At 51.4% G+C, this 23,797-nt stretch carries 24 protein-coding genes and 2 pseudogenes; 12 read left to right on the top strand and 14 right to left on the bottom strand.

The window, feature by feature from the left end; translation table 11 throughout:
• Positions 1-11 precede the first annotated feature (11 nt).
• The 3 genes and pseudogenes from FDW96_RS08370 to FDW96_RS08385 form a co-directional block, all read right to left on the bottom strand.
• On the bottom strand, positions 12-299 hold the full coding sequence (locus FDW96_RS08370; RefSeq protein ID WP_079224212.1) for a VF530 family DNA-binding protein: 288 nt from the start codon (positions 297-299) through the stop codon (positions 12-14).
• A gap of 586 nt (positions 300-885) precedes the next feature.
• Positions 886-978: pseudogene (locus FDW96_RS08380) on the bottom strand (GrpB family protein); the annotation flags it as partial.
• Positions 975-1,250: pseudogene (locus FDW96_RS08385) on the bottom strand (GNAT family N-acetyltransferase); the annotation flags it as partial. The pseudogenes FDW96_RS08380 and FDW96_RS08385, both read right to left, overlap by 4 nt.
• 109 nt (positions 1,251-1,359) lie before the next feature.
• Between FDW96_RS08385 and tam the strand changes: the two are divergent.
• Positions 1,360-2,118 carry a trans-aconitate 2-methyltransferase gene (gene tam, locus FDW96_RS08390; protein WP_061381340.1) on the top strand — a complete coding sequence of 253 codons (759 nt, stop codon included), beginning with the start codon at positions 1,360-1,362 and terminating at the stop codon, positions 2,116-2,118.
• Between the two features lie 130 nt (positions 2,119-2,248).
• Positions 2,249-2,629, top strand: coding sequence for a GFA family protein (locus FDW96_RS08395; protein WP_061381341.1), 381 nt, complete (start codon positions 2,249-2,251; stop codon positions 2,627-2,629).
• Here the strand turns inward: FDW96_RS08395 and FDW96_RS08400 are convergent.
• From FDW96_RS08400 to sad, 6 genes are all read right to left on the bottom strand, one after another.
• Positions 2,622-3,536, bottom strand: a complete 915-nt coding sequence (locus FDW96_RS08400) for a bestrophin family protein (protein WP_042308416.1) — start codon at positions 3,534-3,536, stop codon at positions 2,622-2,624. The genes FDW96_RS08395 and FDW96_RS08400 overlap by 8 nt on opposite strands.
• Positions 3,537-3,746: 210 nt before the next feature.
• A complete protein-coding gene (locus tag FDW96_RS08405) occupies positions 3,747-5,198 on the bottom strand; it encodes a tagaturonate reductase (RefSeq protein WP_137365523.1) in 1,452 nt (483 codons plus the stop codon).
• A 106-nt stretch (positions 5,199-5,304) separates the two neighbouring features.
• The gene (locus FDW96_RS08410; RefSeq protein ID WP_137365524.1) at positions 5,305-5,832 is read right to left on the bottom strand and encodes a GNAT family N-acetyltransferase; all 528 of its coding nucleotides are present in this window, start codon (positions 5,830-5,832) and stop codon (positions 5,305-5,307) included.
• 80 nt (positions 5,833-5,912) lie between these two features.
• Complete coding sequence (locus FDW96_RS08415) at positions 5,913-6,272, bottom strand: DUF4186 domain-containing protein (protein ID WP_079224238.1); 360 nt, start codon at positions 6,270-6,272, stop codon at positions 5,913-5,915.
• Positions 6,272-7,198: a glutaminase B gene (gene glsB, locus FDW96_RS08420; protein WP_042308422.1), complete on the bottom strand. Its 927-nt coding sequence runs from the start codon at positions 7,196-7,198 to the stop codon at positions 6,272-6,274. The genes FDW96_RS08415 and glsB overlap by 1 nt, the downstream gene beginning before the upstream one ends.
• Positions 7,199-7,349: 151 nt before the next feature.
• Complete coding sequence (sad, locus tag FDW96_RS08425; protein ID WP_137365525.1) at positions 7,350-8,738, bottom strand: succinate-semialdehyde dehydrogenase; 1,389 nt, start codon at positions 8,736-8,738, stop codon at positions 7,350-7,352.
• A 103-nt stretch (positions 8,739-8,841) separates the two neighbouring features.
• On the opposite strand from sad, the gene FDW96_RS08430 reads away from it, so the two are divergent.
• Positions 8,842-9,717, top strand: coding sequence for a LysR family transcriptional regulator (locus tag FDW96_RS08430; protein ID WP_042308426.1), 876 nt, complete (start codon positions 8,842-8,844; stop codon positions 9,715-9,717).
• Here the strand turns inward: FDW96_RS08430 and FDW96_RS08435 are convergent.
• From FDW96_RS08435 to FDW96_RS08445, 3 genes are read right to left on the bottom strand one after another with little or no spacing between them, the layout of a single operon-like run.
• Positions 9,714-10,475 carry a DeoR/GlpR family DNA-binding transcription regulator gene (locus FDW96_RS08435; RefSeq protein ID WP_042308428.1) on the bottom strand — a complete coding sequence of 254 codons (762 nt, stop codon included), beginning with the start codon at positions 10,473-10,475 and terminating at the stop codon, positions 9,714-9,716. The two genes, FDW96_RS08430 and FDW96_RS08435, sit on opposite strands and share 4 nt — an antisense overlap.
• A 1-nt stretch (position 10,476) precedes the next feature.
• The gene (locus tag FDW96_RS08440) at positions 10,477-11,463 is read right to left on the bottom strand and encodes a D-threonate 4-phosphate dehydrogenase (protein WP_137365526.1); all 987 of its coding nucleotides are present in this window, start codon (positions 11,461-11,463) and stop codon (positions 10,477-10,479) included.
• Entirely contained in the window at positions 11,456-12,700 is a 1,245-nt protein-coding gene (locus FDW96_RS08445) for a four-carbon acid sugar kinase family protein (RefSeq protein WP_137365527.1), read from the bottom strand. The genes FDW96_RS08440 and FDW96_RS08445 overlap by 8 nt, the downstream gene beginning before the upstream one ends.
• A gap of 168 nt (positions 12,701-12,868) precedes the next feature.
• On the opposite strand from FDW96_RS08445, the gene FDW96_RS08450 reads away from it, so the two are divergent.
• The 5 genes from FDW96_RS08450 to FDW96_RS08470 all read left to right on the top strand — a co-directional run bounded on the left by FDW96_RS08450 (position 12,869) and on the right by FDW96_RS08470 (position 18,676).
• The gene (locus tag FDW96_RS08450) at positions 12,869-14,026 is read left to right on the top strand and encodes an iron-containing alcohol dehydrogenase (RefSeq protein ID WP_137365528.1); all 1,158 of its coding nucleotides are present in this window, start codon (positions 12,869-12,871) and stop codon (positions 14,024-14,026) included.
• A gap of 3 nt (positions 14,027-14,029) precedes the next feature.
• Positions 14,030-14,914, top strand: a complete 885-nt coding sequence (locus FDW96_RS08455; protein WP_137365529.1) for a dihydrodipicolinate synthase family protein — start codon at positions 14,030-14,032, stop codon at positions 14,912-14,914.
• A gap of 47 nt (positions 14,915-14,961) precedes the next feature.
• Complete coding sequence (locus FDW96_RS08460; protein WP_137365530.1) at positions 14,962-15,912, top strand: phosphoglycerate dehydrogenase; 951 nt, start codon at positions 14,962-14,964, stop codon at positions 15,910-15,912.
• Between the two features lie 65 nt (positions 15,913-15,977).
• A complete protein-coding gene (locus FDW96_RS08465) occupies positions 15,978-17,297 on the top strand; it encodes an MFS transporter (protein WP_042308440.1) in 1,320 nt (439 codons plus the stop codon).
• A 182-nt stretch (positions 17,298-17,479) separates the two neighbouring features.
• The gene (locus FDW96_RS08470) at positions 17,480-18,676 is read left to right on the top strand and encodes a sugar transporter (RefSeq protein ID WP_042308442.1); all 1,197 of its coding nucleotides are present in this window, start codon (positions 17,480-17,482) and stop codon (positions 18,674-18,676) included.
• A 39-nt stretch (positions 18,677-18,715) separates the two neighbouring features.
• Here the strand turns inward: FDW96_RS08470 and FDW96_RS08475 are convergent, their stop codons facing one another.
• Positions 18,716-19,381 carry a MarC family NAAT transporter gene (locus FDW96_RS08475; RefSeq protein WP_061381352.1) on the bottom strand — a complete coding sequence of 222 codons (666 nt, stop codon included), beginning with the start codon at positions 19,379-19,381 and terminating at the stop codon, positions 18,716-18,718.
• Positions 19,382-19,638: 257 nt separating this feature from the next.
• On the opposite strand from FDW96_RS08475, the gene marR reads away from it, so the two are divergent.
• Genes marR through marB form a run of 3 tightly spaced genes read left to right on the top strand, consistent with a single transcriptional unit; the run spans position 19,639 to position 20,725 of the window.
• Positions 19,639-20,073: a multiple antibiotic resistance transcriptional regulator MarR gene (gene marR, locus FDW96_RS08480; protein ID WP_042308445.1), complete on the top strand. Its 435-nt coding sequence runs from the start codon at positions 19,639-19,641 to the stop codon at positions 20,071-20,073.
• A 19-nt stretch (positions 20,074-20,092) separates the two neighbouring features.
• The gene (gene marA, locus FDW96_RS08485; protein WP_003032424.1) at positions 20,093-20,476 is read left to right on the top strand and encodes an MDR efflux pump AcrAB transcriptional activator MarA; all 384 of its coding nucleotides are present in this window, start codon (positions 20,093-20,095) and stop codon (positions 20,474-20,476) included.
• A gap of 30 nt (positions 20,477-20,506) precedes the next feature.
• A complete protein-coding gene (gene marB / locus FDW96_RS08490; RefSeq protein WP_042308447.1) occupies positions 20,507-20,725 on the top strand; it encodes a multiple antibiotic resistance protein MarB in 219 nt (72 codons plus the stop codon).
• A gap of 774 nt (positions 20,726-21,499) precedes the next feature.
• Here the strand turns inward: marB and eamA are convergent.
• Positions 21,500-22,399 (bottom strand): O-acetylserine/cysteine exporter, encoded by a 900-nt coding sequence (eamA, locus tag FDW96_RS08500; RefSeq protein WP_042308449.1) that lies wholly within the window; start codon positions 22,397-22,399, stop codon positions 21,500-21,502.
• Between the two features lie 198 nt (positions 22,400-22,597).
• Between eamA and ydeE the strand changes: the two genes are divergently transcribed.
• Positions 22,598-23,785: an efflux MFS transporter YdeE gene (ydeE, locus tag FDW96_RS08505; RefSeq protein WP_137365531.1), complete on the top strand. Its 1,188-nt coding sequence runs from the start codon at positions 22,598-22,600 to the stop codon at positions 23,783-23,785.
• Positions 23,786-23,797: the final 12 nt, after the last annotated feature.

The raw sequence follows: 23,797 nt of genomic DNA on the forward strand, positions 1-23,797 counted from the left end.
AGACTTTGCTCTTATTTTTTCTTGTTGCGGCTGTTAGCCCAGGGATCAATAGCAGGTGCGGTGTTGTTGAACGGGGTCACGTCATGCAGCGAATCAAGATAGAGCGCTTCAACTTCAGCACGCGCCCACGGCGTACGGCGCAAAAACTTTAAACTGGATTTAACGCTCGGTTCATTTTTAAAGCAGTTGATGTTAATGCGTTGAGCAAGCTCAGCCCAACCAAAACGATCAACCAGTGCATTGACCTGCATTTCTAGCGTCACGCCATGTAAAGGGTCTTTTGAAGTATGAGCATTCATATGAAGTCCAGTTCGGTATTTCCAGATTTTGTCAGTTATGCAACGAGACAGATTACAAGAAAGCGGAACGACCAGCAATGGCCCAAATCGGCACTGATCTTCCAAGGAACGAACGTTCGTTGAAGCAGTAAAAAGAGGAGGGTGGACAAGCCTGACACTTCAGGATAATCGCGATAGAAGAACTCTTCAGAAGCGATTGTTAGTAGTGGTGTCAACCAATGTCCAAATGCCAGCAAACGAAAGACTAATGGGGACTTAATTCTATGACTTTATGCGAATCACTTAATTTAACATAATATACATTATGCGCACTAACGTCAGATAGCGAGAATTGTAGCCAGATTGGGTGCAGTAGTTAGTTAGTTCGCATAACAGTTGGATTGTCTTGCGCCCTCTGGTTCAGATTGAGGACTTCCTATGGCTAAGCAATTATCAGGTGCCTGTTGATCTTGCCCGATACACACTCAACATAATCCGCGAGAGCTATACCGGCTTTGGGCCGACGCGGGTATGCGGGAAACTCGTAGAACTGCACGATGTCCATCTGTCCAAAGAAACTGTCCGGTCGCTTATGGTTAAAGCCGGTTGCTAGATGTTTTATTATTTGAGCATCCCCAGTGGTAAAAGCATGGATGTGATGACTGCGCTGATTTCCACCTTTTGTGAAGTACCTACGATTTGGGTACAGGGTGAAAAGTGAAATTTATCAGGTTGTGGATGTAAACCTACACACCCCACAAACTGGTGTGTTTCTTTAAGTTCAACGGCCCAGAATCCCCAGCCGCGCTCTGTAATGCCTTCCTGGAATCTGGCAGCCAGGTTGTCGCTTTCCGTTCGTTGCAGCGGAGCCGGAAAAAAACGCATCACGTCCGGATCGGCATTTAACGCGGCAAACGGGGCTTTGTCTTTGGCTTCCCACGGGCGTAAAATCAGTCTTGATGTTTCCAGCATATTTCTGCCCTTCTCCTGTATTTTCATATAATCTTCTAAAAGAAATGGCTCATCGGCAAGGACTTATGTAACCCTTTCCGCCTTTTTCTCTCATACTGGAGATTCATTCATGGCCGACTGGAATCCTTCGCTTTATCTGCAATATGAAACTGAACGTTCAAGACCCGCTGCGGATTTACTCAGCAGAGTGGCGTTAGAGAATGTCCATTCAGTCGTCGATCTTGGCTGTGGTCCGGGAAACAGTACGGCATTACTGCATCAGCGCTGGCCCTCGGCTGTAATAACAGGGATTGATACCTCACCCGCCATGCTTAATGAGGCGCGCAAGGCATTACCAACATGCCGCTTTATTGAAGCGGATATCTGTAAATTCCAGACAGAGCAGCCTCTTGAACTGCTATATGCAAATGCTTCGTTGCAGTGGGTTCCCGATCACTATGATTTGTTCCCGCATCTGGTATCGCTACTGGCTCACAATGGCGTGCTGGCTGTACAAATGCCGGATAACTGGCTGGAGCCAACGCATGTTTTGATGCGTGAAGTGGCTTATGAACAAGGTTACCCTGACCGGGGCCGCTCGCCGCTTCCTGGTGTACACGCCTATTATGACATTTTGGCTGAAGCGGGCTGTGAGGTGGATATCTGGCGCACAACGTATTATCACGTTATGGATTCACATCAGTCGATTATCGACTGGGTAAGTTCAACGGGCCTGCGGCCTTGGTTACAGGACTTGAGCGAAAATGAGCAACATCTTTACCTGGCACGTTATCATGAACTGCTTCAGGAACAATATCCTCTGCAGGAAAACGGTAAAATTTTGCTGGCCTTTCCGCGGTTATTTATCGTAGCCAGACGCAATGATTAAGCGTTTATTATAAGTGCATCACAGGAGATAACTATCTGCCATGCGCGCCCTCGCCTTTTTATCATGAGGAACTAGTGGCAAAGCCCGTCATCTGCTAGTGTCTGGCAACGTGTTTCTGACGGGAGTTGTCATGTCTAAAGTCTACATTGGTGGCTGTCTGTGTGGTTCGATTCGTTTCGTGGCCAGCAGTCCAAATAATTCCCATACCTGCTCCTGCGATATATGTCGGAAACATACGGGTGCACCGACCGTCGTCTGGATTGAGTTTAATGCGGAAAATGTAACGTGGACGGGTCAAGGCGGAAAACCGACAACCTGGCGCTCTTCTGAGGCGTCAAGTCGGGCATTTTGTCCACAGTGCGGCAGTTCTGTAGGCGCCATTGATGACGCCCCGGTTATTGCACTGTTAGCAGGCGCTTTTGACGATCCTGACGATGAAGACCTGGCGCCGGAATTTCATTCTTTTTCAGATATGCAACCTACATGGTGGCAAAAGAATGTAACTAAGTGAGTTGGTAATGCTTATCTGGAATGTGTTTTGCTGGCACGTTTGTTTCATCGTTCATCTGCAGCAAGTCGATTTCAATCGCATTGCAAATCGCATCCAGCGGCAGATCATTGTTTTCTGTGCCAAACGGGTCTTCCAGCTCTTCTGCCAGCGTATCGAGCGAAATAAAAGTATAGGAAATCAGCACTGAGATAAACGGCGTCATATAGTGCAGATCTACCACCAACGCGAAAGGTAACATAATACAAAACAAGTATACCGTTCGATGAAGTATCAGAGTGTAAGCAAATGGCACTGGGGTATTCGCGATCCGCTCGCACCCTGCAAGTACCGCCGACATATCATTTAACCTATTGTTTAAACTATGGAATAATATATCTGACAGTTGACCATTGCGCCGACGTACAGCCAACCATTCCCCCATCAGCAACAGAATACGGTTTGCAGGCGACTGTGAGGCGAACACGGTCAGTAAATCTGCCTCACTCAGATATTTCGCTAACGGCTCAGCCTGGGGCTGACGGCGTAACGTCATGCGTAAACAGTGGGCAAAGGCGATTTGCAGACGAACAAACTGACCCAGTTCGACGTCGTCCGGCAAGGTGGTTTTTACTTCACGTAGCAGCGATCGGGAAGCAATCATCAACTGCCCCCACAAGTGTCGAGCCTCAACATAACGTGAATAACAGGCGTTATTGCGAAAGCCTAAAAAGATTGCAATCGCCACGCCGAGAATGCTGAACGGCGCCAGGGTAAATTTGATGCCCAGCATCGTATACCACGGCAGCATGATAATAACGGCGATGGAGAGCAGGAAGTTCAGCAGCAGGCGTGAAAAAATTTTAGATAATACCGACCCATGCCAGACGAATATCAGGCGCAGCCAGTGTTGTTGGGGGCGAACGATCATGGTTATCTTCGGAAAAATGTGAAACTCGTCACATTAAACGCGAACGTGATCAATGTTGCAAGCTCATCGTAACACTATTTAAACATTTTTCCCTCCTGTTGAACGGACGATGCGTTGAAGCGACAGACTGTCACCCTAAAAGTAGAAATTCATAGTATGTTGTAACTAAGCCATGCCTGTAAAAAACCCGGCCTGAGCCGGGTCAGCGTATTAGCACAGAGGTTTAACAGCTTCTCGCATGCCGTTTAGCAGAATGCTATCCAGATCGGCAGTCACCTGTTCCACTAATCCAGAAACTTCCGTCAGATCCTGTTCCCAGTGTTCTGTAACGGCCAGCACAGCTTTAACCAAATCTTCAGTGCTTATCTGACGGTCATGATGCTGGGACCAAAGCTGTTGAAAACGCGTCATCCAGTGCGCATCATCCTGAACCGGGTAAGACTCTCCGTTACGCTCTCCACGGTAGAACGCAATCAACGCGGCAAGCGCAAATGTCAGACGCGCAGGCAGTTTACCGCTGGCCTGTTGCCCCGCCAGCAGTTGCGGCAAGATGCGAGTGCGGAATTTAGTCATGCCGTTCAGGGCAATCGACAACAGCTGATGTTTGATATACGGGTTGCAGAATCGACCTGTCACCGCGCTGGCAAAAGACGCCAGCTCATCGCGTGGTAAATCCAGCACTGGAATAATTTCTTCATAGATCGCTTTTTCCACGAAGGCGCGAATCTCCGCGTCATTCATGGCCTCCCCCACGGTATCCAACCCAGCCTGCCAGGCAACGGGAACCAATGCGGTATGTGCGCCGTTGAGAATCGCCACTTTCCGTTCTTTATACGGTTTGATGTCATCAACAATCAGAACATTCAGCGGATATTTATCCAGACGCAGCTCAGAGGCTAATGACTTCGGCCCCTGAATAACGAACAGATAGAAGTGTTCAGCCGTATCAAGGAATGCATCATGATAGCCAAGCTCAGCTTCAAGTTGCGCTACTTCGTCACGCGGATAACCGGTAACAATGCGGTCCACCAGCGTGGAGCAAAAGGTATTGGCCTGATCCAGCCATTGGATAAATGTTTCCGGTAACGCCCACTCCTGAGCATAGCGCAGGACCAGTTCACGCAGCGCATCACCGTTATAATCAATCAGTTCGCAAGGAATGATTATCCAGCCTTTATCCGATGCGCCATTAAAATGGCTGAAGCGCTCAAACAGCAGTCGGGTCAGTTTGGCCGGATAACTCACCGCAGGCGCATACTCAAACCTATCACCAGCGTGGTAGCTGATGCCGGCTTCGGTGGTATTGGAGAAAACAAAACGCATATCAGGGTTATGCGCCAGCTTCAGGAACTCATCGTACTCACTATAGACGCTGATCTCGCGGTTAACCGAACGAATTAAACGGGCGTCGCTCACGGCCTCGCCCTTCTCATTCAAACCACGAATGATGGTGGTATAAAGGCCGTCCTGTGTACTCAGTGATGGAGGGAAAGTACTTTCGATAGGTCGGACAATGACCACACCAGAGTTAAGATCGGTATGCTCATTCAGCAGATCGACTTGCCAGTCAACGAAGGCGCGCAGGAAGTTTCCTTCACCAAACTGAATAATGCGTTCAGGATACTGAGCACCGGGGAAATCGCGACGATTTAAAGTTTGCACAATGGGTTCCCTTTTTGATTAGTCATACAACCTGATTGAATTGGTCCAATAGGTTAGCAAACTTTAATACATTGAAACCCTGTTTTGATCAATCCCCAGCCACAAATTAGAGAGTTTTATAAAAAAGTGTGGTCGCGGTCAGCGTCCCGTCAGGCATTTTGGCATAGTCAGGTATTACTCCTGCTTTTTGCCACCCGCACTTGTGGTAGAACAACTCCGCGCCACTGCCTGTCGCCGTATCAAGCACCAGCAACGTTTTGCCCTGTTGACGCGCACAACTTTCCAGCTCATTCATCAGTTCCCGGGCAACGCCGCTCCGCCGTGCAGAGGTATGAACCAGCAGCTTAGCGACATCGGCGCGATGAGGTTGGTTTTCAGGTTGATCGATAATGAGCTGGACGGTACCGACGAGCGTTCCCTGGGCATTCTGGGCGCCAAGAACGAGTCTTTCCCCAAGGGCAACGCTTTGCGCGACGTTCATCCAGAAAGGCCGTGATTTCTCACGATCAAAAGGCAGCATAAAGCTGACGGAGGCGCCGTCATTGACGCACTGTTCAAGGACATCGCTGAGCTCGTCGATTCTCGACAGAATCTGTGCCGCACTCAGCATGAAGCAGGGTTTGCAGGAAGCCATTTTTTCTCCTTAGATTGACCCCCTTAGCATGATTTTAGCAATTACATAACACAAGGAGTTGTATCATAGGATAATGTTATCTATGGCTTGTTCATTTGAATCACTAACCAGTGATATATAACCGTGACAACGTAACGTTGCTGTTGTTCGTTAAGCGCCACACCCTGAGGAATATCGTGCCATTTTGCCAGACACCCCCGACAACAGGTCGCCGTCGCGTGTTGTGCGATGAATACCGGGTGACCACGCATCGGCGTCTGCTTCCCATCATTAGCGGGAAAAGCGGGAGCCAGCCGTTTGGCAATAAAATCGCCTGCATGTTGTTCAATAACCGGCGCGCCTTTATCCAGACAATACTGCCTTTCTTTCTGGCCGAGGCGAAACCGCGAGCGAAACGTCGATTTCGCCAGCCGGGCAAAAAGAGGGTCGAGCGTATTCATCAGTAAACCGAGCGCCCCATTTGTTGCGTTAGTTGCTCCAGCGCGGCGATACCCGCCAGCGAATTTCCCGCTGGATCCAGTTCCGGGCTCCAGACAGCAATCGCCATCTCGTGCGGAACGATGGCCACGATACCGCCACCCACCCCAGATTTTGCCGGCAGCCCAACCCGCCAGGCAAATTCACCCGCGTTCTGATACATACCGCTGGTGGCCATCAGCGCGTTGATTTGTCGGGCCTGCATCGGCGTAACCACGGGCTCCTCAAGATGGAAGGCATGGCCCTGATTCGCCAGAAATACGAAGGTTCGCGCCAGTTCCACACAGCTCATTTTCAATGCGCAGTAGTGAAAATAGTTTTGCAAAACAGTGGTCACGTCATGGTTAAAATTGCCGAACGATTTCATCAACCAGGCGATAGCGGCGTTACGTGCGGAATGTTCAAACTCAGATCGCGCCACCCTCGCATCGTAGGCGATATCCGGGACGCCGCTTAATGCCCGGACCACTTCCAGCATCCTTTGACGTGGGGCGCTCAGACGCCCTTGCAGCATGTCGCAAACCACCAGCGCCCCGGCGTTAATAAAGGGATTACGCGGAATACCCTGCTCCATTTCCAACTGCACCAGGGAATTAAAAGGATGACCGGATGGATCTTTGCCGACGCGTTGCCAAATCTCCTCTTCCTGATAGTGACGCATCGCCACAACCAGGCTTAACACCTTCGAAATCGACTGAATAGAAAAGCGTTCTTGCGCATCCCCCGCCTGATAGTGCTGCCCATCGACGGTGCAGATGGCGATACCCAGTTTGGAACCGTCGACAGAGGCTAACGCAGGAATATAATCTGCGACTTTACCCTGACCAATCAGCGGACGAACCTGCTGCACAATGGTCTCTAAAATTGAATTGTCCATGGCCCTGGCCACAACATGCTCCTTGCTCGCAGGTATGAAAGGCCTGCGAGTATAACAGAGCTGAATACGCTGCGTCAGACCATTAGGTGTCAGCGGACGAAGAGTCAATGACAGAAAATCTGCCGAAACAAGACAGGAGCCCCCGACGGAGGCCCCCTCACCTTCAGAGGCGGTTTTTCCAGACGGTCTGCACATTACAAAACTCATGCAGACCAAAATGCGAAAGCTCGCGACCAAAACCACTTTTCTTCACGCCGCCAAACGCTACACGGGCGTCGCTGGCGCTGTAGCCATTGATGAAGACGCCTCCACACTCCAGACGAGAGGCCATATTCTGGGCCAGCGCGTCATCCGCAGTGAACACCGTGGCGGATAAACCAAAATCACTGTCATTCGCCAGTGCCAGGGCATGTTCCGCATTCCTGGCAACGGTGATCGCCGCAACCGGACCAAACAGCTCCTGACGGAAAGCCGTCATTTCTGGCGTTACGCCGCCCAGTACCGTCACGGCATAGTAATTGCCCTGACCTGCTATTTTTTCGCCCCCAAGGAGTAACTTCGCCCCTTCGGCCAGGGATGCTTCAACCTGCTGATGCAGTTCATCACGCAGATCAAATCGCGCCATCGGTCCGAGATCGTTTTCTTCGTTTAACGGATTGCCCATTTTGAGCGCGCTCGCGGCCGCCACAAACCGCGCAGTAAATTCTTCAGCAATCCCTTCTTCGATAATAAAGCGCTTCGCTGCCGCACAAACCTGCCCGGTATTCTGATAACGTCCGGCGACTGCCGCTTTAACGGCCAGATCGAGATCGGCATCATTGAGGACAATAAACGGATCGGAACCACCCAGTTCAAGTACGCATTTTTTCAGCGCCGCACCCGCCTGTGCACCAATCGCCGCACCGGCACGTACGCTACCCGTTACCGTTACCGCTGCGATACGCGGGTCGTTGATCATCTGACTGACTCCGGCGTTATCGGCATTTACCCAACCATAAACACCGGCAGGAACGCCTGCATCAGCAAAAACCTGCGCGATAATCGCAGCACAGCCGGTTACGTTAGGCGCATGCTTTAACAAATAGACATTTCCGGCCAGCAAAATCGGAATAGCACCACGCAGTACCTGCCACAACGGGAAATTCCACGGCATGATCGCCAGAATAGTTCCAACAGGACGATACTCAATCACCGCCTGGTTATTTTCTACCAGCGTCGGTTCCGGGTTAAGCATCTCAGGTCCATGTTCAGCGTACCAGTCACACAACGCGGCTGACTTGGCGACTTCACCACGAGCCTGTTTAATGGGTTTGCCCATTTCACGTGAAATACACTGCGCCATCTCTTCCGCGCGATTACGCAGGGCCAGGCCGATTTGACGCAGCGTATGCGCACGGTGCGCGACGGTAGTCTGTTTCCATTCACTGTAGGCACTTGCGGCAAGACTCAGTGCCTGCGCAATCTCTTCGGTGCTGGCCCACGGCATCGCCGTCAGTCTTTCACCGCTGGTAGGATCAACCGAAATAGCATGTGTTGCTGCTGTGATAGTCATGGGTGCCTCTCTTTTATCGCAGGGTATGGTCATATCATGAGCATATTTACTCTTCCTGAAAAATGAATAATATTAACCACACCATTCACGATTAGAGAATATTATGGATCTTACGCAACTGGAAATGTTCAATGCCGTCGCGGAGACCGGCAGCATTACACAGGCCGCAGCGAAGGTGCATCGCGTGCCGTCCAATCTCACTACCCGTATTCGCCAACTTGAGGCCGATCTTGGCGTCGATCTGTTTATTCGTGAAAACCAGCGTCTGCGGCTTTCGCCCTCCGGGCACAACTTTTTGCGCTACAGTCAACGGATCCTGGCGCTGGTAGAGGAAGCGAGAATGGTGGTCGCCGGAGATGAACCACAGGGCTTGTTTTCGCTCGGATCGCTGGAAAGCACCGCCGCGGTACGGATCCCAGCTACGTTGGCTGAATATAACCAACGTTATCCAAAAATTCAGTTTGCCCTGGCGACCGGTCCCTCAGGCACCATGCTGGACGGCGTGCTGGACGGCACGTTGAACGCCGCTTTTGTCGATGGTCCCGTTGCCCACCCCGGACTTGAGGGTATTCCGGTCTATCGTGAAGAGATGATGATTGTCACCCCGCACGGTCACCCTCCCATCCAGCGGGCCAGCGACGTCAACGGCTGCAGTATTTACGCGTTTCGCGCCAACTGTTCCTACCGCCGACATTTTGAAAGCTGGTTTCATGCCGATCGCGCCATGCCGGGTACCATTCATGAAATGGAGTCATACCATGGGATGCTGGCCTGCGTTATTGCCGGTGCGGGTATCGCGCTAATTCCACGTTCGATGCTGGAAAGTATGCCCGGACACCATCAGGTCAACGCCTGGCCGTTGAGCGAAAACTGGCGCTGGCTGAATACATGGCTGGTCTGGCGAAGGGGGGCGATGACGAGGCAACTGGAAGCGTTTATCGAAGTGCTGGATCCTCAGTTGTCGCAGGATACGGATTAACTGGCAATAGTCAGTTGGCAGGGTAACTGTTCCAGTTGTACACGCACGTCCTCATTGAGCCGGGCATCGGTCACAATATCCGTCAGCGCATTCAGATGGGTAACGTTAAACAAAGACCACGCGCCATATTTTGAGCTGTCTGCCAGCAGTACCCGACGACTGGCGTTGGCAATCAGGTCACGTTTTACTCCGGCCTTTTCTTCCGTCGGCGCGGTGATGCCGCGCGCCAGATCCCAGCCGTTACAGCTCAAAAACGCGATATCCGGCCAGACGTTTTGCAACAGTTTACGCCCGTGCTCACCGATACAGGACTGGCTGGAGTCATCAATCCGCCCTCCAATGATCGTCACTTCAATTTGTTTAAATTCGGAGAAAAAAAGCGCGATGTGCAGATCGCTGGTGATGACCCGCAGCGGCAGATGAGTGAGCTGACGAGCCAGTTCAATCATTGTCGTCCCCGCATCCAGAACAATCGCATCTCCGGCCTTCACCAGGCCTGCCGCCGCGCTGGCGATCGCTTGTTTCTCTTGCAGGTTGCGCTGCATTTTCTCATGCGTGGTAGGCTGCGATGGGATAAACCGGTTAAGCGTCACCCCGCCATGGGTACGGCTGATCACGCCTTCCTGATCGAGCTTAATCAGGTCGCGACGGATGGTCGCCGGCGAGGCGTCCGTCACGGCAACAAGCTGTTCTACCGTCGCCAGATTATGCCCTTTCAGATAATCCATAATCTGTTCTAACCGATTATATCCCTTCATTTTAATCCCGCGTGATTTGCATAGCCAACTGGATGGATACCGCCATGCTCTCAGACTTGGCTTTACCTGTCCAGGCAATATCAAACGCCGTGCCGTGGTCCGCAGAGGTGCGAATAAACGGTAACCCGGCGGTGATATTCACCCCATCATAGAATCCAAGCAATTTTAGCGGAATATGGCCCTGGTCGTGATACATCGCCACCACCATGTCGTACATCCCCTCATGGCACTGCATAAATACCGTATCCGGTGGGCACGGCCCTGTGACATTCAGCCCCTGTGCCTGCATGGCATGGATCGCAGGTCCAACTATTTTGATTTCTTCATCGCCAAACAGGCCATGTTCTCCGGCATGTGGATTCACCCCTGCCACCGCAATGCGCGGGCTTTCATACCCGACACGGCGCAGAAAATCATATGCTACCTGAATAACGGTTTTCACCCGCGCCTCGCTGAGCGTATCGAGAAATTTCCGTAGCGCAATATGGGTAGTGACATGAATGACTTTGAGCTGATCGGTATACAGCACCATCGCGTAATCTTTACTGTTAGTCAGTTGCGCCAGCAGTTCGGTATGGCCAGGATAAGGGTGACCCGCCAGATGCAACGCTTCTTTATTTAGCGGCGCGGTGGCTATCGCTTTCACTTCGCCATTCAGCGCCAGCGCGGTGGCACGCTTAATACAGCGATAGGCCAGATCGCCTGCCTGTGCCTGCACCACGCCGGGTTCAAGGGCGTCCGGGTCGGCAAGGGGTTCATCGATCACATTGATAATCCCCGCCGAAAATTGCGCCTGCGCCACATGATCAATGACCCGCAGTTCCGCTGCTGGCGTAATGTTTAATGCCTGAATCCGCCGCAAGGTCTGCGCGCAGCCGACCACCACAACCGGTGCGCCTGAGAGCGGATCCTCTGTCAGTGATTTGATAATAATCTCCGGTCCGATACCTGCCGGGTCGCCCATGGTTACCGCAATAACGTTATTCACTCATTTTCTCCTCAATAGCATGCAAAACCTGACGCAGGGTCGTCTCGTCACCATAACCACCTGCTTTTGTCATAACCGGGCGTTGCCAGCGGCCGCCGGCAAAATGACCGTACGGTACGCACTGAGCCACACGGTCGGTAATACGAAATCCCGTTGCCTCCAGCGCTTCAGCAACCGCCATAGCAACATCGCCGCCGGAGAGATACAGCGCGGCGGGTGAAACATCATCTAAAACCTGTCGGGTAAGTTGCCCAAGGAATTGGCAGATTTTTTCGCCCAACTGAGCGCGACTCACCTGCCAGCACGCGCACAGATGTGGAATATGGTGCCGCGCTTCTTTATCAGGACAGGTGTGAACAATGCAGTGTTTACCGGATGCCAGAACGCCAATAATGCGGGCGACGTGCGCGTCCATAGTCCCCTTGAACATATCCTCGATGTCGATGAATACCGTCTCCACCTGCTGATCCCAGCTCACGGCCGCAATCTGACGTTGAGCAATTTCACTCATTGAGCCCACAATCGCCAGTAAACGCCGGGCAGAGACCCTCTGGACACGGCGAGCCAGTGCGTCACAAATTCCTGCCGAGCCCACCAACAGCGGCGAATCATTTCGCTTCATCACTTCACCGACAATGGCATCAAGATCCGCATTACTCTGCGCATCAACCACCCAAATCTGCGACATATCAACACTTGGTTCTTGCAGGCGTTGTAAACCGTCACTCAATGACATCGTCCGACATTTGATGGAGGTTTGTGCCTGAAGTACCGCACAGATATCAGCGCTGGCGACCGGCGTTTTCGGGTCGCTGGCAAATTCGGTTTCAGTGACCGGAACGCCGTGGACGAGACAGAGCCCCTGTTCAGTCGTTCGGCCAGCCTGGGGATACGCTGGCGCAACAATGGCCAGATTTTTACCCGTCACCTGCATGAGCGCATCCACTTCGGCCCCAGGATTACCGCGTAAAGTGGAATCCATTTTCTTTAGCCACAGTGCCCGCGAATCGGCATGACAGGCGAGCGCTAAAGCATTCACGCGGGCCGCTGCCTGCGGCGCATCCAGCGCACGGCTATCACTATTCACGATCAGTACGTCGGTCTCTTCGGCACAGGGCAACGTAAAGGCGACATTGACCGTCATTCCCGTCAGCGCCAGGCTGACCCCCGCATCGTTTCCGCCGGTAAAGTCGTCGGCGATAACCAGGATTTGCGGGTTTGCTACATGTTTACTCATCCATGCTCCGGGTCGGTGTGTGTTGCTTATGATTATATTCAATCACATTTGATTAAATGTGAGCAAGCTCAAGTTATTCGGTTCCGCGATAAATTATAAATTTAGCCCATGATGTAATCGTTCCTGAATCACAGTGAGCGAATTCAATCACTAAAACAGGAGAATGTTGTGGCAACAATTAATAGCACCGTGATCAGCGGCTCACATGCCATCCCCGCGCTGGAGCCATTACTGAGTGGGAAACGCCAGCTGCTACTGGTGACTGATGGCAATATTGTCCGACTGGATGCGGTGGCGCAGATCCGCACCCTGCTGACTAATGATGGCCGCCAGGTGACGCTGATTGACAACGTACCGGCCGAACCGGGACATCATGACGTCAGCGCACTCATCAAACGGGTCGCTGACCTCAATGTGGAGATGGTGATCGGTATTGGGGGCGGTAGCGTACTGGACGTGGCCAAGCTGCTCTCTGTCCTGTGTCATCCAGACTCTCCCTCGCTGGAGGCCATGCTGGCTGGCGAGAAACCGCAACAACGTGTGGCCTGCGTACTTATCCCTGCCACCGCCGGGACAGGTTCAGAAGCCACCCCAAACGCAATACTGGCAATCCCGGAACAAAACACCAAGACAGGCATCATCTCCCCGGTGCTGTTGCCGGATTATGTCGCCCTGCTACCGGAACTCACTACCAGTATGCCTGCGCACATTGCCTCATCAACCGGCATTGACGCGCTATGCCATCTGATTGAGTGCTTTACAGCGACTATTGCCAATCCGGTCAGTGACAACGCTGCGCTCATCGGTTTACAGAAATTACTGAAGAACATCGAAACGTCGGTCAATGAACCGAACAATTTGCTGGCGAAACTGGAAATGCTATGGGCGTCGTATTATGGCGGCGTGGCGATTAATCATGCCGGGACTCACCTGGTCCACGCACTCTCATACCCGCTGGGGGGGCGGTATCATCTACCTCACGGCGTTGCCAATGCGATTTTGTTGGCGCCCTGCATGCGGGTGGTTCGCCCTTATGCCGTCGACAAGTTCGCCCAGGTCTGGGATCTGGTACCGGATGCCGATCTTACCCTGAATGCTGAAGAAAAATCACATGCGCTGGTGGCCTGGTTTTCTGCCCTCGTGAAACGTCTCAACCTTCCCGATAACCTGGCAACGCTCGGCGTCCCGTACGCAGACATTCCCGCGCTGGCCGATGCCGCGCTAAACGTGAAACGCCTGATGAATAACGCTCCCTGCCAGGTGAGCCATGATGATGTTCAGGCCATTTACCAAACTCTGTTTCCCGATCTGATCACAAAGGAGTGAACAATGAGCAGCAAAATTCGTGGCGTACTGACCGCCATAGTGACCCCATTTGACCACGAAGGCGGTCTGAATCTCAGTGAGCTTAAAAACCAGGTCAACCGCCAGCTTCGTGCCGGAAACGGTATTTTCTGCGGCGGCACCAACGGCGAGTTTTTTGTGCTTAACGAGGAGGAAAAAATCGCCGTTGCCCGGACCTGCGTGGAAGAAGTTGCCGGTCGCGCGCATGTTGTGGCGCATATTGGCGAAATATCAACCCGCGATACTATCCGTCTGGGTAAGCAGGTAGAAAAACTGGGTGTCGATGCCGTATCGGTCATTACTCCGTATTTTGTCCCGCTGAAACAACATGAGTTGATTGCCCACTATACAGCGATCGCCGACGCGTTAACGGTTCCCGTTTTTCTTTACAACATTCCGGCGCGTACGGGCAATACCATTGAGCCCGCAACGGCAAGAACGCTCGCGGCGCACCCCAACATCATTGGAATCAAAGACAGCGCGGGCAGCTATGAGAGCCTGAGCGGATTCCTGGATGCCGTCAAAGATATCGACGGATTCGATGTACTGAATGGCCCCGACTCGCTAATTCACCAGGGTTTTGTCGACGGCTGTTCCGCTTGTATCTCCGGGCTGGCAAACGTCGCGCCTGATGAAATCAACGCTATCTGGTCACGGTTTAACGCGGGCGATGTCGCCGGATCGCACCAGGCTCAGGAGAGCGTTACGGGTCTGCGCACCGATCTTTACAAGGTGGCCTTCTCGCCTGCCGCAGTTAAAAAAGCATTACAAATCATGGGACATGATGTCGGCGTCAGCCGTTACGCTGTCACGTTTGATGAGCAGCAGGAAATCCAGATCCAGCAAATTATCAATAACTATCTGCGATAACCCCTTATACGGCGGCGGTAACGCCGCTTAACCAACAGGATTGTGTTATGAACGTCATCTGTACATCACCTTCATTTGCCAAATACGATCAACAACCGATCGCGCAGCTAAAAGAAGTCGGCCTGGAATTAATAATGTTGCCAGCGGATGCAGGGTTGGAAGCGCTTGAACCCCATCTCAAAGAAACGGTGGCGATGATTGTCGCCTTTACCGATGTCAATGCGAAATTGCTGGCTGCGGCCCCAAATCTGAAGATCGTCTGCAAACACGGCGTAGGCGTTGATAATATCGATCTCAATGCGACGCGCGAAAAAGGCATTTATGTCACCAATGTGCCTGATGCCAATAAACATGCCGTTGCCGATTTTGCCTTTTCCTTGATCCTCAACTGCGCGCGCCAGCTCCCAAAGGCTATTGAACAAACCCGGGCCGGTCACTGGCCACGCATCTTCGCCTCCGATGTGTATGGCAAAACCATAGGTATTATTGGATTAGGTAACATAGGTAAACAGGTTGCGCTACGCGCCCGGGGATTCAATATGCGCGTATTGGCGTATGACGCTTGGCAGGACGCGCAGTTTGCCAAAGAGAATCGGGTTGAGTACGTCTCGCTCGACGAATTAACGGAACAAAGCGATTTCATAACCCTGCATACGCCTCTTACCCCTGAAACCAAAGATCTCTTTGATTTCGCGCGTATTAATAAAATGAAGCCCAGCAGTTATCTCATCAACGTGTCGCGGGGCGGCGTAGTGAATGAGGAGGATCTGCTGCAGGCGTTGACCGAAGGGGTGATTAAAGGAGCTGCCGCCGATGTCTTTTTACATGAGCCATGCGATTCGCATCCCTTGTTTTCCCTCGATAACTTCATTCCCACCGCACACATTGCAGGATACACCGAGGGCGCCATCAGCAATATTGGCGAGCAATGTGTTCATAATATTATTGAGTCTGTCATACATCAGCATAAACCGAAAAATATCATGAATGAATTATAACATTGTGGAGAATACTGTAGCCTTCCCACAATAATAAAAATGAACATCTACCATGGGCCTGATATATGAATAATTTTGCAGAGAAATCCCGAATCCGCTGGTGGATTGCGGGATTAATGTGGCTTGCTATTGCAATTAATTATATTGACCGAACGGTATTATCTGCGGCTGCCCCGCATCTCATCGACGAACTAAAACTCGACCCTGAAATGATGGGTTTTATAATGGCAGCTTTCTTCTGGTCATACTCGCTCTTACAAATACCCGCAGGCTGGTTTGCCGACCGCTTCGGGCAGAAAAAAGGATTAGGTTTTGCCGTTGCATGGTGGTCAATCGCCACGTCTATGATGGGATTAGCCACCGGATTTAAATCACTCCTCGCCTTGCGGCTTGCCCTCGGTGTCGGTGAAGCCGCGGCATACCCAAGCAACGCAGGCATCGCGGCTCGCTGGTTCCCTGACAGTGAGAGAGCGACCGTTTCCGGACTCTTTGACAGCGCCTCTAAATTCGGCGGCGCGGTGGCAATGCCACTGATCGTCTGGATGATTTACCAGTTTGACTGGCGAATGACGTTTCTCATCATTGGTAGCGTCGGGATTATCTGGGTTATTGCCTGGTATTTTATTTATACGGAAAATCCAGAAGACCACAAAAAAATCAGCACCAGCGAAGTTAAGCATATTCGTGAAGGTCAAAAACAAAAGCACGGTGATAAATCTGTGCTGCCTATGCGCTGGTATAAATTGCTGCGTTATCGCAATATCTGGGCGATGTGTATTGGTTTCTTTACCATCAACTATACTTCCTATTTCTTTATTACCTGGTTGCCTACTTATCTGGTAAAAGACAAAGGTATGGATTTCATTAAAATGGGAATGGTTGCCGCATTGCCGTTACTCTGCGGAATGGTGATCGAGGTCATCGCCGGCTGGGCATCTGACCGTATGGTGCATAAGCGAATTTTGTCACTGACGGCTACGCGTAAACTCTTTCTGACCATTGGTTTGTTGATGGCGTTATGCATTGGTTTTGCCCCCTTTACCGACTCGGTGTATATGACCGTCTTTTTACTGTGCGTCGCAAAATCTGGTACCACGGTCGCCGCATCACAGGTATGGGCGCTCCCAGGAGACGTTGCGCCTAAAAACAGCGTCTCGATCGTGGCTGGATTGCAGAATACCGTTTCCAACATGGGCGGCGCTGTAGGGCCGATAATTACAGGGGCGATCGTTGCCGCCACGGGTTCATTTACCTGGGCGCTGGTTTTTTCAGCCGCATTAGTCGTGGTAGGGATTCTGAACTATCTGTTTTTGATGGGTAAAGTTGAACCAATTATCGACAGTGAACATGAAGCACTGTGTATGAAAGAAGCACAACAGCACTAATCCCGCGCGCTTGCGGTTTTCCCGGTCAGTCATCGTACTGGCCGGGGTTACGCACTCCTCTCATAGGCAACCGTCTTCCCCAGCCAAACAACGTGATCTCAATCACAAAATGATTGTATTTTCGCCAGAAAACGTTTTAAGATCGATGCCTCTCCTTTTCGCAGTTAACCCGATTTATCGATATGACAACAGACACTGTTTCCCGCAAGGTGGCGTGGCTACGTGTAGTTACGCTTGCCATTGCCGGTTTTATTTTCAATACCACAGAGTTTGTCCCTGTCGGTTTGCTGTCCGACATCGCGCAAAGTTTTAATATGCAGACCGCGCAGGTCGGGATCATGCTGACAATCTACGCCTGGGTTGTTGCCTTAATGTCGCTTCCCTTCATGCTGCTTACCAGCCAGATGGAACGACGCAAGCTCCTGATCTGTCTGTTTGTGGTGTTTATTGCCAGCCATGTGCTCTCTTTCCTGGCATGGAATTTCACCGTGCTGGTGATTAGCCGTATTGGTATCGCCTTTGCACACGCTATTTTCTGGTCCATTACCGCATCGCTGGCAATTCGCCTGGCCCCGGCAGGAAAACGTGCGCAGGCGCTTAGCCTGATTGCTACCGGCACCGCACTGGCAATGGTGCTGGGTCTGCCTATCGGGCGTATCGTCGGTCAGTATTTTGGCTGGCGCACCACATTCTTTGCTATCGGCATGGGGGCGTTAGTCACCCTGCTTTGCCTGATTAAGTTACTGCCTAAATTGCCCAGCGAACACTCCGGCTCACTTAAAAGTTTGCCGGTGTTATTCCACCGTCCGGCGTTGATGAGCCTGTATGTGCTGACGGTGATTGTGGTCACCGCCCACTACACGGCTTATAGCTACATTGAACCGTTTGTACAGACCGTCGCCGGACTGAGCGCCAACTTTGCTACCGTGCTGCTACTGATTCTGGGCGGCGCGGGTATTATTGGTAGTGTGATATTTGGCAAACTGGGTAATCTACATGCTTCCATACTCATCAGTAGCGCCATTGCCCTGCTGACGGTATGCCTGGTGCTCCTATTGCCAGCCGCTGACAGCGAAATGCACCTCGCTATCCTCAGTATTTTCTGGGGCATTGCTATTATGTTGATCGGTCTTGGCATGCAGGTAAAAGTGCTGGCGCTGGCCCCGGATGCCACCGATGTCGCAATGGCACTGTTCTCCGGTATCTTTAATATCGGCATTGGCGCTGGCGCGCTGGTGGGTAATCAGGTGAGTTTACACTGGTCGATGTCAACGATTGGTTATACAGGCGCAGTACCTGCCGTTGTTGCGTTGGTATGGTCGGTGATAATCTTTCGCAAATGGCCGATATCGCTCGAAGAGCAGCCACAGCATTCATAAAAAACGGGCCTGGTATAAGACAATACCGGGCCCGTTTATTTAAGCGTAAGTTTTAATAATTTCCAGCACGCCGTTAATAATAAACTGCACACCCATACACACCAGCAGGAAGCCCATCAGGCGCGAAATAGCTTCTATGCCGCCTTTGCCTACCAGACGCATAATCCCACCGGAACTGCGTAAACACCCCCACAGGATCACACCGACAACCGCAAAAATTATCGGCGGCGCAACCATAATTACCCAATCAGGAAATTCGGAGCCATGACGGACGGTTGACGCCGAGCTGATGATCATGGCTATCGTACCCGGACCGGCGGTGCTTGGCATTGCCAGCGGTACAAATGCAATATTGGCAGTCGGTTCGTCTTCCAGCTCCTCTGATTTGCTTTTCGCCTCTGGAGACTCATGCGCCTTCTGTTGTGGAAACAACATCCGAAAACCGATAAACGCAACGATTAACCCACCTGCAATACGTAATCCGGGGATCGAAATCCCGAAGGTATTCATCACCAGCTGCCCGGCATAGTACGCCACCATCATGATGGCAAACACATACACAGACGCCATCAGGGACTGACGGTTACGCTCTGCGCTGTTCATATTACCGGCAAGGCCAAGAAACAACGCCACGGTGGTTAACGGGTTTGCCAACGGTAACAGGACTACCAGCCCCAGCCCTATTGCTTTAAACAAGTCCATCATAATGTCATCTTTCCTGTGCGTTAATCGTCAACGGCAAGTATAAGGTGAAAGCCGAGTGATAAGCCATTTTCACGGTGTAAGGATTCATTTTTCACCTGCGCCTATAAGCCATAATTATCAGACCGTTAAAATTATATACGTCAGTTGATGAGCCTGCTGATTTAGCAAAACGTGGCATTTGCCGACCCATTCATTTGACTTATATTTGCCTAAGCAATAATATCAGCCGTGACTAACTACTTGCCAGGGCAACCATTGTGAAAAGCACCAGTGATCTGTTTAACGAAATCATCCCACTGGGTCGTTTGATCTATATGGTTAATCAGAAAAAAGATCGTTTGCTAAACGACTATCTGTCACCGCTGGATATCACGGCATCACAGTTCAAAGTGCTCTGCTCCATCCGTTGTGCGGTGTGCATTACCCCTGTCGAATTGAAAAAAGTGCTGTCTGTCGATCTTGGCGCCCTGACGCGGATGCTGGACAGACTGGCCTGTAAAGGCTGGATAGAAAGGCTTCCGAATCCACATGATAAGCGTGGCGTGCTGGTGAAACTCACCGAGCATGGCGCAGCAATTTGCGAGCAGTGTCACCAATTAGTCGGGCAAGACCTGCACCAGGAACTAACAAAAAACTTAACGGCGGATGAAGTAGCCACGCTTGAGCATTTGCTTAAGAGAATCCTGCCGTAAACAGAAAAGAGGTATGACGATGTCCAGACGCAATACTGACACAATCACTATTCATAGCATTTTGGACTGGATCGAAAATAACCTTGAATCACCGCTCTCGCTGGAAAAAGTGTCTGAGCGTTCAGGTTACTCCAAATGGCACCTGCAACGGATGTTTAAAAAAGAAACCGGTCATTCACTAGGTCAATACATCCGCAGCCGTAAAATGACTGAAATAGCGCAAAAATTAAAAGAAAGTAACGAGCCGATTCTTTATCTGGCGGAGCGTTACGGCTTTGAATCTCAGCAAACGCTGACCAGAACGTTCAAAAACTATTTTGATGTTCCGCCGCATAAATACCGTATGACCAATATGCACGGCGAATCACGCTATTTGCTTCCGCTCAATCAGTGTAATTGCTAATCGCCAGTTAACGACGTAACCGAGGAAATGATGAAAATTCTGTCTTATGCGATGCTGGCCCTGCTGTTGGTTGTTTCGGGCCAGAGCATGGCGGAACAGACTGCGCAACCCGCCACCCAGAACAGTCGTGACGCAATGATTATGCCCCCTGCGCACGATCAGTCCCCGTTCGATTTTAATCATATGGGTGCCGGCAGCGATAAGTCCGACGAATTGGGGGTGCCTTATTACAATACGCGCAACCTGTAATTCGTTTTTGCCCCGCCTTTGCGCGCAAGGCCGTTCAGTTAACGCTTAAGTTTCAGGAAGTATCAACCTGTGTTGGCAGAAGTAATGAATATGCCATCCCAGAGAAAGGGTTCCGTTCACCTCAGTGGTGTCATTGCTCTGAAGCGCTGATACCCGTGAACGTGCAAGGGAGGCTCACCGCCGCCTCCCTTGCAACCCAGGCTCCCGGCGGGAAAATCGTCGCTTCGCGATTCATTCGTCTTATGCCGTCTGCCTGTCGGGTCGGGGCCGGGCCTGCGTCCATGCAGGCCGTCCCCTCTGCCCGCATCCCTGCGGGCAGACCCGGTCAGCCGTCAACGACTCATCGATTTTCAGCCGGACCGGGGTCATCGCTTCAACGCTCTGACTTCCAGCTAAATCTTTTTTGCTGTTCAAATATATTCAAATAAAAGTGCAGGAGGTCAGGTGTGGGCAGGTCCGGCTGAAAATTGCCGACGTGTTTCCGTAAGGCCGGGAGAGCCAGCATGGATGCTGGCTCAGGGCGCGCTTTGCAGGGACGCTACCTCGCGCCCGGCCCGATAGCCTGAAGGAATAAGCGGAGGGTATTGCGCAGCAACGATTTTCCCGCCGGGAGCCGGGATTGTAAAGGGCGTGGCGGAGAACGCCCTTTACACGTTCACAAGAATCAGTGTTTCAGAGAAAAGATGAACATGAGGTGAACGGAACCCTGATTAAGAATCACATGTTCACCATACATTCTTAACTGAACGGTATTGCGCCTTTGCGCGGGGCTTTTTACCCTCTCACCTGCGCTATCTTGCGCAAACGAAAGCCAAATACATTAATATACAGCCCAGCCATAATCAGCAGCGCACCCAGCAGTTGCAAACCCGTGAGCGTTTCATCCAGCAACACAGCTGCACTTGCCAGACCGACAACGGGCACTAACAGCGACAGCGGCGCTACCCGCCAGGTTTCATAACGCCCAAGTAATGAACCCCAGATTCCGTAACCCACAATGGTCGCCACAAACGCCAGATAAACCAGTGACAAAATGGTGATCATATCTATCGCCACCAGGCTCTGCACAATTTGTGTCGGACCATCTAGCAGTGCGGATGCCAAAAAGAACGGGATAATGGGAATTAAAGCGCTCCACACGACCAGGGACATCACAGCCGGACGCGACGTGTGCTGCATTATTTTTTTGTTAAAGATATTGCCGCAGGCCCAGCTTAGCGCCGCCGCCAGCGTCAGCATAAAACCGAGCATGCCGACATGCTGCCCGTTCAGACTAGCTTCAATCAATACCAGTACGCCAAAGACGGCCAGCGCAATCCCTACCAGCTGTTTCCCCTGCAAACGCTCGCCAAAAGCGAATGCCCCCAGAATGATGGTGAAAAACGCCTGAGCTTGTAATACCAGCGAAGCTAACCCGGCAGGCATACCGAATTTGATGGCGCTAAAGAGAAACGCGAACTGCCCAAAACTGATGGTCAGGCCATAACCGAGTAACAGCGAAAGCGGGATTTTCGGGCGGGCAATAAAGAATATCGCCGGAAATGCCACCAGTAAAAATCGCAATCCTGCCAGCATCAATGGCGGCATATTGTGCAGGCCAACTTTAATGACGACAAAGTTCAGGCCCCAAACGACAACGACCAGCAACGCTAACAACCCGTCTTTACGTGACATACCACCGCCCTTGCAAATATTAAATTTTTGTAAACAAGTTAAGGTAACGGAAATCATTGTACCGGAACAGATCATTAATTCAGGTAGGCTATTGAGGGCATTTTCCGACAACTTATTGAGTGTACATCACACTTTTACCATGCTATTTGTTTCTGATATCTAAAAAAAACATAACAACATGCATTGTCGGGCAGGAAAATGAATATCTCTCTGAGACGGTCCACTCTCGCGTTACTTGCATCATCCTTGTTATTAACCATTGGGCGCGGCGCTACGCTGCCATTCATGACGATTTACCTCAGTCGGCAGTATAACCTGAGCGTCGATCTGATCGGTTATGCGATGACGGTCGCCCTGACTATTGGCGTCGTTTTCAGCCTTGGCTTTGGTATTCTGGCCGACAAGTTCGATAAAAAACGCTACATGCTGCTGGCTATCTGCGGCTTTGCCTCTGGTTTTATTGCGATCCCACTGGTGCATAACGTCGTGGTGGTGGTGTTGCTCTTCGCCCTGATCAACTGCGCCTACTCCGTCTTCGCAACGGTGCTGAAGGCCTGGTTTGCCGATAATCTCTCTGCCACCAACAAAACGAAAATTTTCTCGCTTAATTATACCGTGCTGAACATCGGCTGGACCGTTGGCCCACCGCTGGGCACCCTGCTGGTGATGCAAAGTATTAACTTACCGTTCTGGCTGGCGGCCGCCTGCTCGGCTTTACCACTGGTGTTTATCCAGACGTGGGTAAAACGTTCAACGGTAGTATCAGAAGGTTCAAACGCCGCGGTTTGGTCACCCTCGATACTCCTGCACGACAGAGCATTATGTTGGTTTACGTTGTCGGCATTTCTGGCGTCATTTGTTGGCGGCGCATTTGCCTCCTGTATTTCACAATACGTGATGGTGGTCGCCAACGGTGATTTTGCCGAAAAAGTGGTTGCGGTCGTTCTGCCCGTCAATGCCGCCATTGTGGTATCGCTGCAATATGCCCTTGGACGCAGGATCACTGCCACTAACATTCGACCGCTGATGACAGTAGGCACAATCTTCTTTGTGCTCGGCCTGGTTGGTTTCATGTTTTCCGGCAATAGCTTATGGTTCTGGGGTATTTCTGCGGCCCTTTTCACGATCGGCGAAGTCATTTACGCACCGGGCGAATACATGCTGATCGATAACATCGCCCCGGCCGGCATGAAAGCCAGCTATTTTTCCGCCCAGTCGCTGGGCTGGCTTGGTGCCGCGGTAAACCCATTGGTCAGCGGCGTCATTTTGACCACATTACCGCCATGGTCGCTGTTTGTGGCGCTGATCGTGGCGATTGTCCTTGCCTGGGCGTTAATGATAAAGGGTATGCGCGCCAAACCCTGGGATCAGACGGCGGTCTGCTGATTGTTATCGCGA

It is taken from the genome of Citrobacter sp. TBCS-15, assembly GCF_005280815.1.
Classification (GTDB): domain Bacteria; phylum Pseudomonadota; class Gammaproteobacteria; order Enterobacterales; family Enterobacteriaceae; genus Citrobacter; species Citrobacter werkmanii.

What these genes read in the sequence shown, in the direction of transcription:
- FDW96_RS08370 (WP_079224212.1), bottom strand. Translation starts at nt 299, where the DNA reads ATGAATGCTCATACTTCAAAAGACCCTTTACATGGCGTGACGCTAGAA.
- tam (WP_061381340.1), top strand. Translation starts at nt 1,360, where the DNA reads ATGGCCGACTGGAATCCTTCGCTTTATCTGCAATATGAAACTGAACGT.
- FDW96_RS08395 (WP_061381341.1), top strand. Translation starts at nt 2,249, where the DNA reads ATGTCTAAAGTCTACATTGGTGGCTGTCTGTGTGGTTCGATTCGTTTC.
- FDW96_RS08400 (WP_042308416.1), bottom strand. Translation starts at nt 3,536, where the DNA reads ATGATCGTTCGCCCCCAACAACACTGGCTGCGCCTGATATTCGTCTGG.
- FDW96_RS08410 (WP_137365524.1), bottom strand. Translation starts at nt 5,832, where the DNA reads ATGGCTTCCTGCAAACCCTGCTTCATGCTGAGTGCGGCACAGATTCTG.
- FDW96_RS08415 (WP_079224238.1), bottom strand. Translation starts at nt 6,272, where the DNA reads ATGAATACGCTCGACCCTCTTTTTGCCCGGCTGGCGAAATCGACGTTT.
- sad (WP_137365525.1), bottom strand. Translation starts at nt 8,738, where the DNA reads ATGACTATCACAGCAGCAACACATGCTATTTCGGTTGATCCTACCAGC.
- FDW96_RS08430 (WP_042308426.1), top strand. Translation starts at nt 8,842, where the DNA reads ATGGATCTTACGCAACTGGAAATGTTCAATGCCGTCGCGGAGACCGGC.
- FDW96_RS08435 (WP_042308428.1), bottom strand. Translation starts at nt 10,475, where the DNA reads ATGAAGGGATATAATCGGTTAGAACAGATTATGGATTATCTGAAAGGG.
- FDW96_RS08445 (WP_137365527.1), bottom strand. Translation starts at nt 12,700, where the DNA reads ATGAGTAAACATGTAGCAAACCCGCAAATCCTGGTTATCGCCGACGAC.
- FDW96_RS08455 (WP_137365529.1), top strand. Translation starts at nt 14,030, where the DNA reads ATGAGCAGCAAAATTCGTGGCGTACTGACCGCCATAGTGACCCCATTT.
- FDW96_RS08460 (WP_137365530.1), top strand. Translation starts at nt 14,962, where the DNA reads ATGAACGTCATCTGTACATCACCTTCATTTGCCAAATACGATCAACAA.
- FDW96_RS08465 (WP_042308440.1), top strand. Translation starts at nt 15,978, where the DNA reads ATGAATAATTTTGCAGAGAAATCCCGAATCCGCTGGTGGATTGCGGGA.
- FDW96_RS08470 (WP_042308442.1), top strand. Translation starts at nt 17,480, where the DNA reads ATGACAACAGACACTGTTTCCCGCAAGGTGGCGTGGCTACGTGTAGTT.
- FDW96_RS08475 (WP_061381352.1), bottom strand. Translation starts at nt 19,381, where the DNA reads ATGATGGACTTGTTTAAAGCAATAGGGCTGGGGCTGGTAGTCCTGTTA.
- marA (WP_003032424.1), top strand. Translation starts at nt 20,093, where the DNA reads ATGTCCAGACGCAATACTGACACAATCACTATTCATAGCATTTTGGAC.
- marB (WP_042308447.1), top strand. Translation starts at nt 20,507, where the DNA reads ATGAAAATTCTGTCTTATGCGATGCTGGCCCTGCTGTTGGTTGTTTCG.
- eamA (WP_042308449.1), bottom strand. Translation starts at nt 22,399, where the DNA reads ATGTCACGTAAAGACGGGTTGTTAGCGTTGCTGGTCGTTGTCGTTTGG.
- ydeE (WP_137365531.1), top strand. Translation starts at nt 22,598, where the DNA reads ATGAATATCTCTCTGAGACGGTCCACTCTCGCGTTACTTGCATCATCC.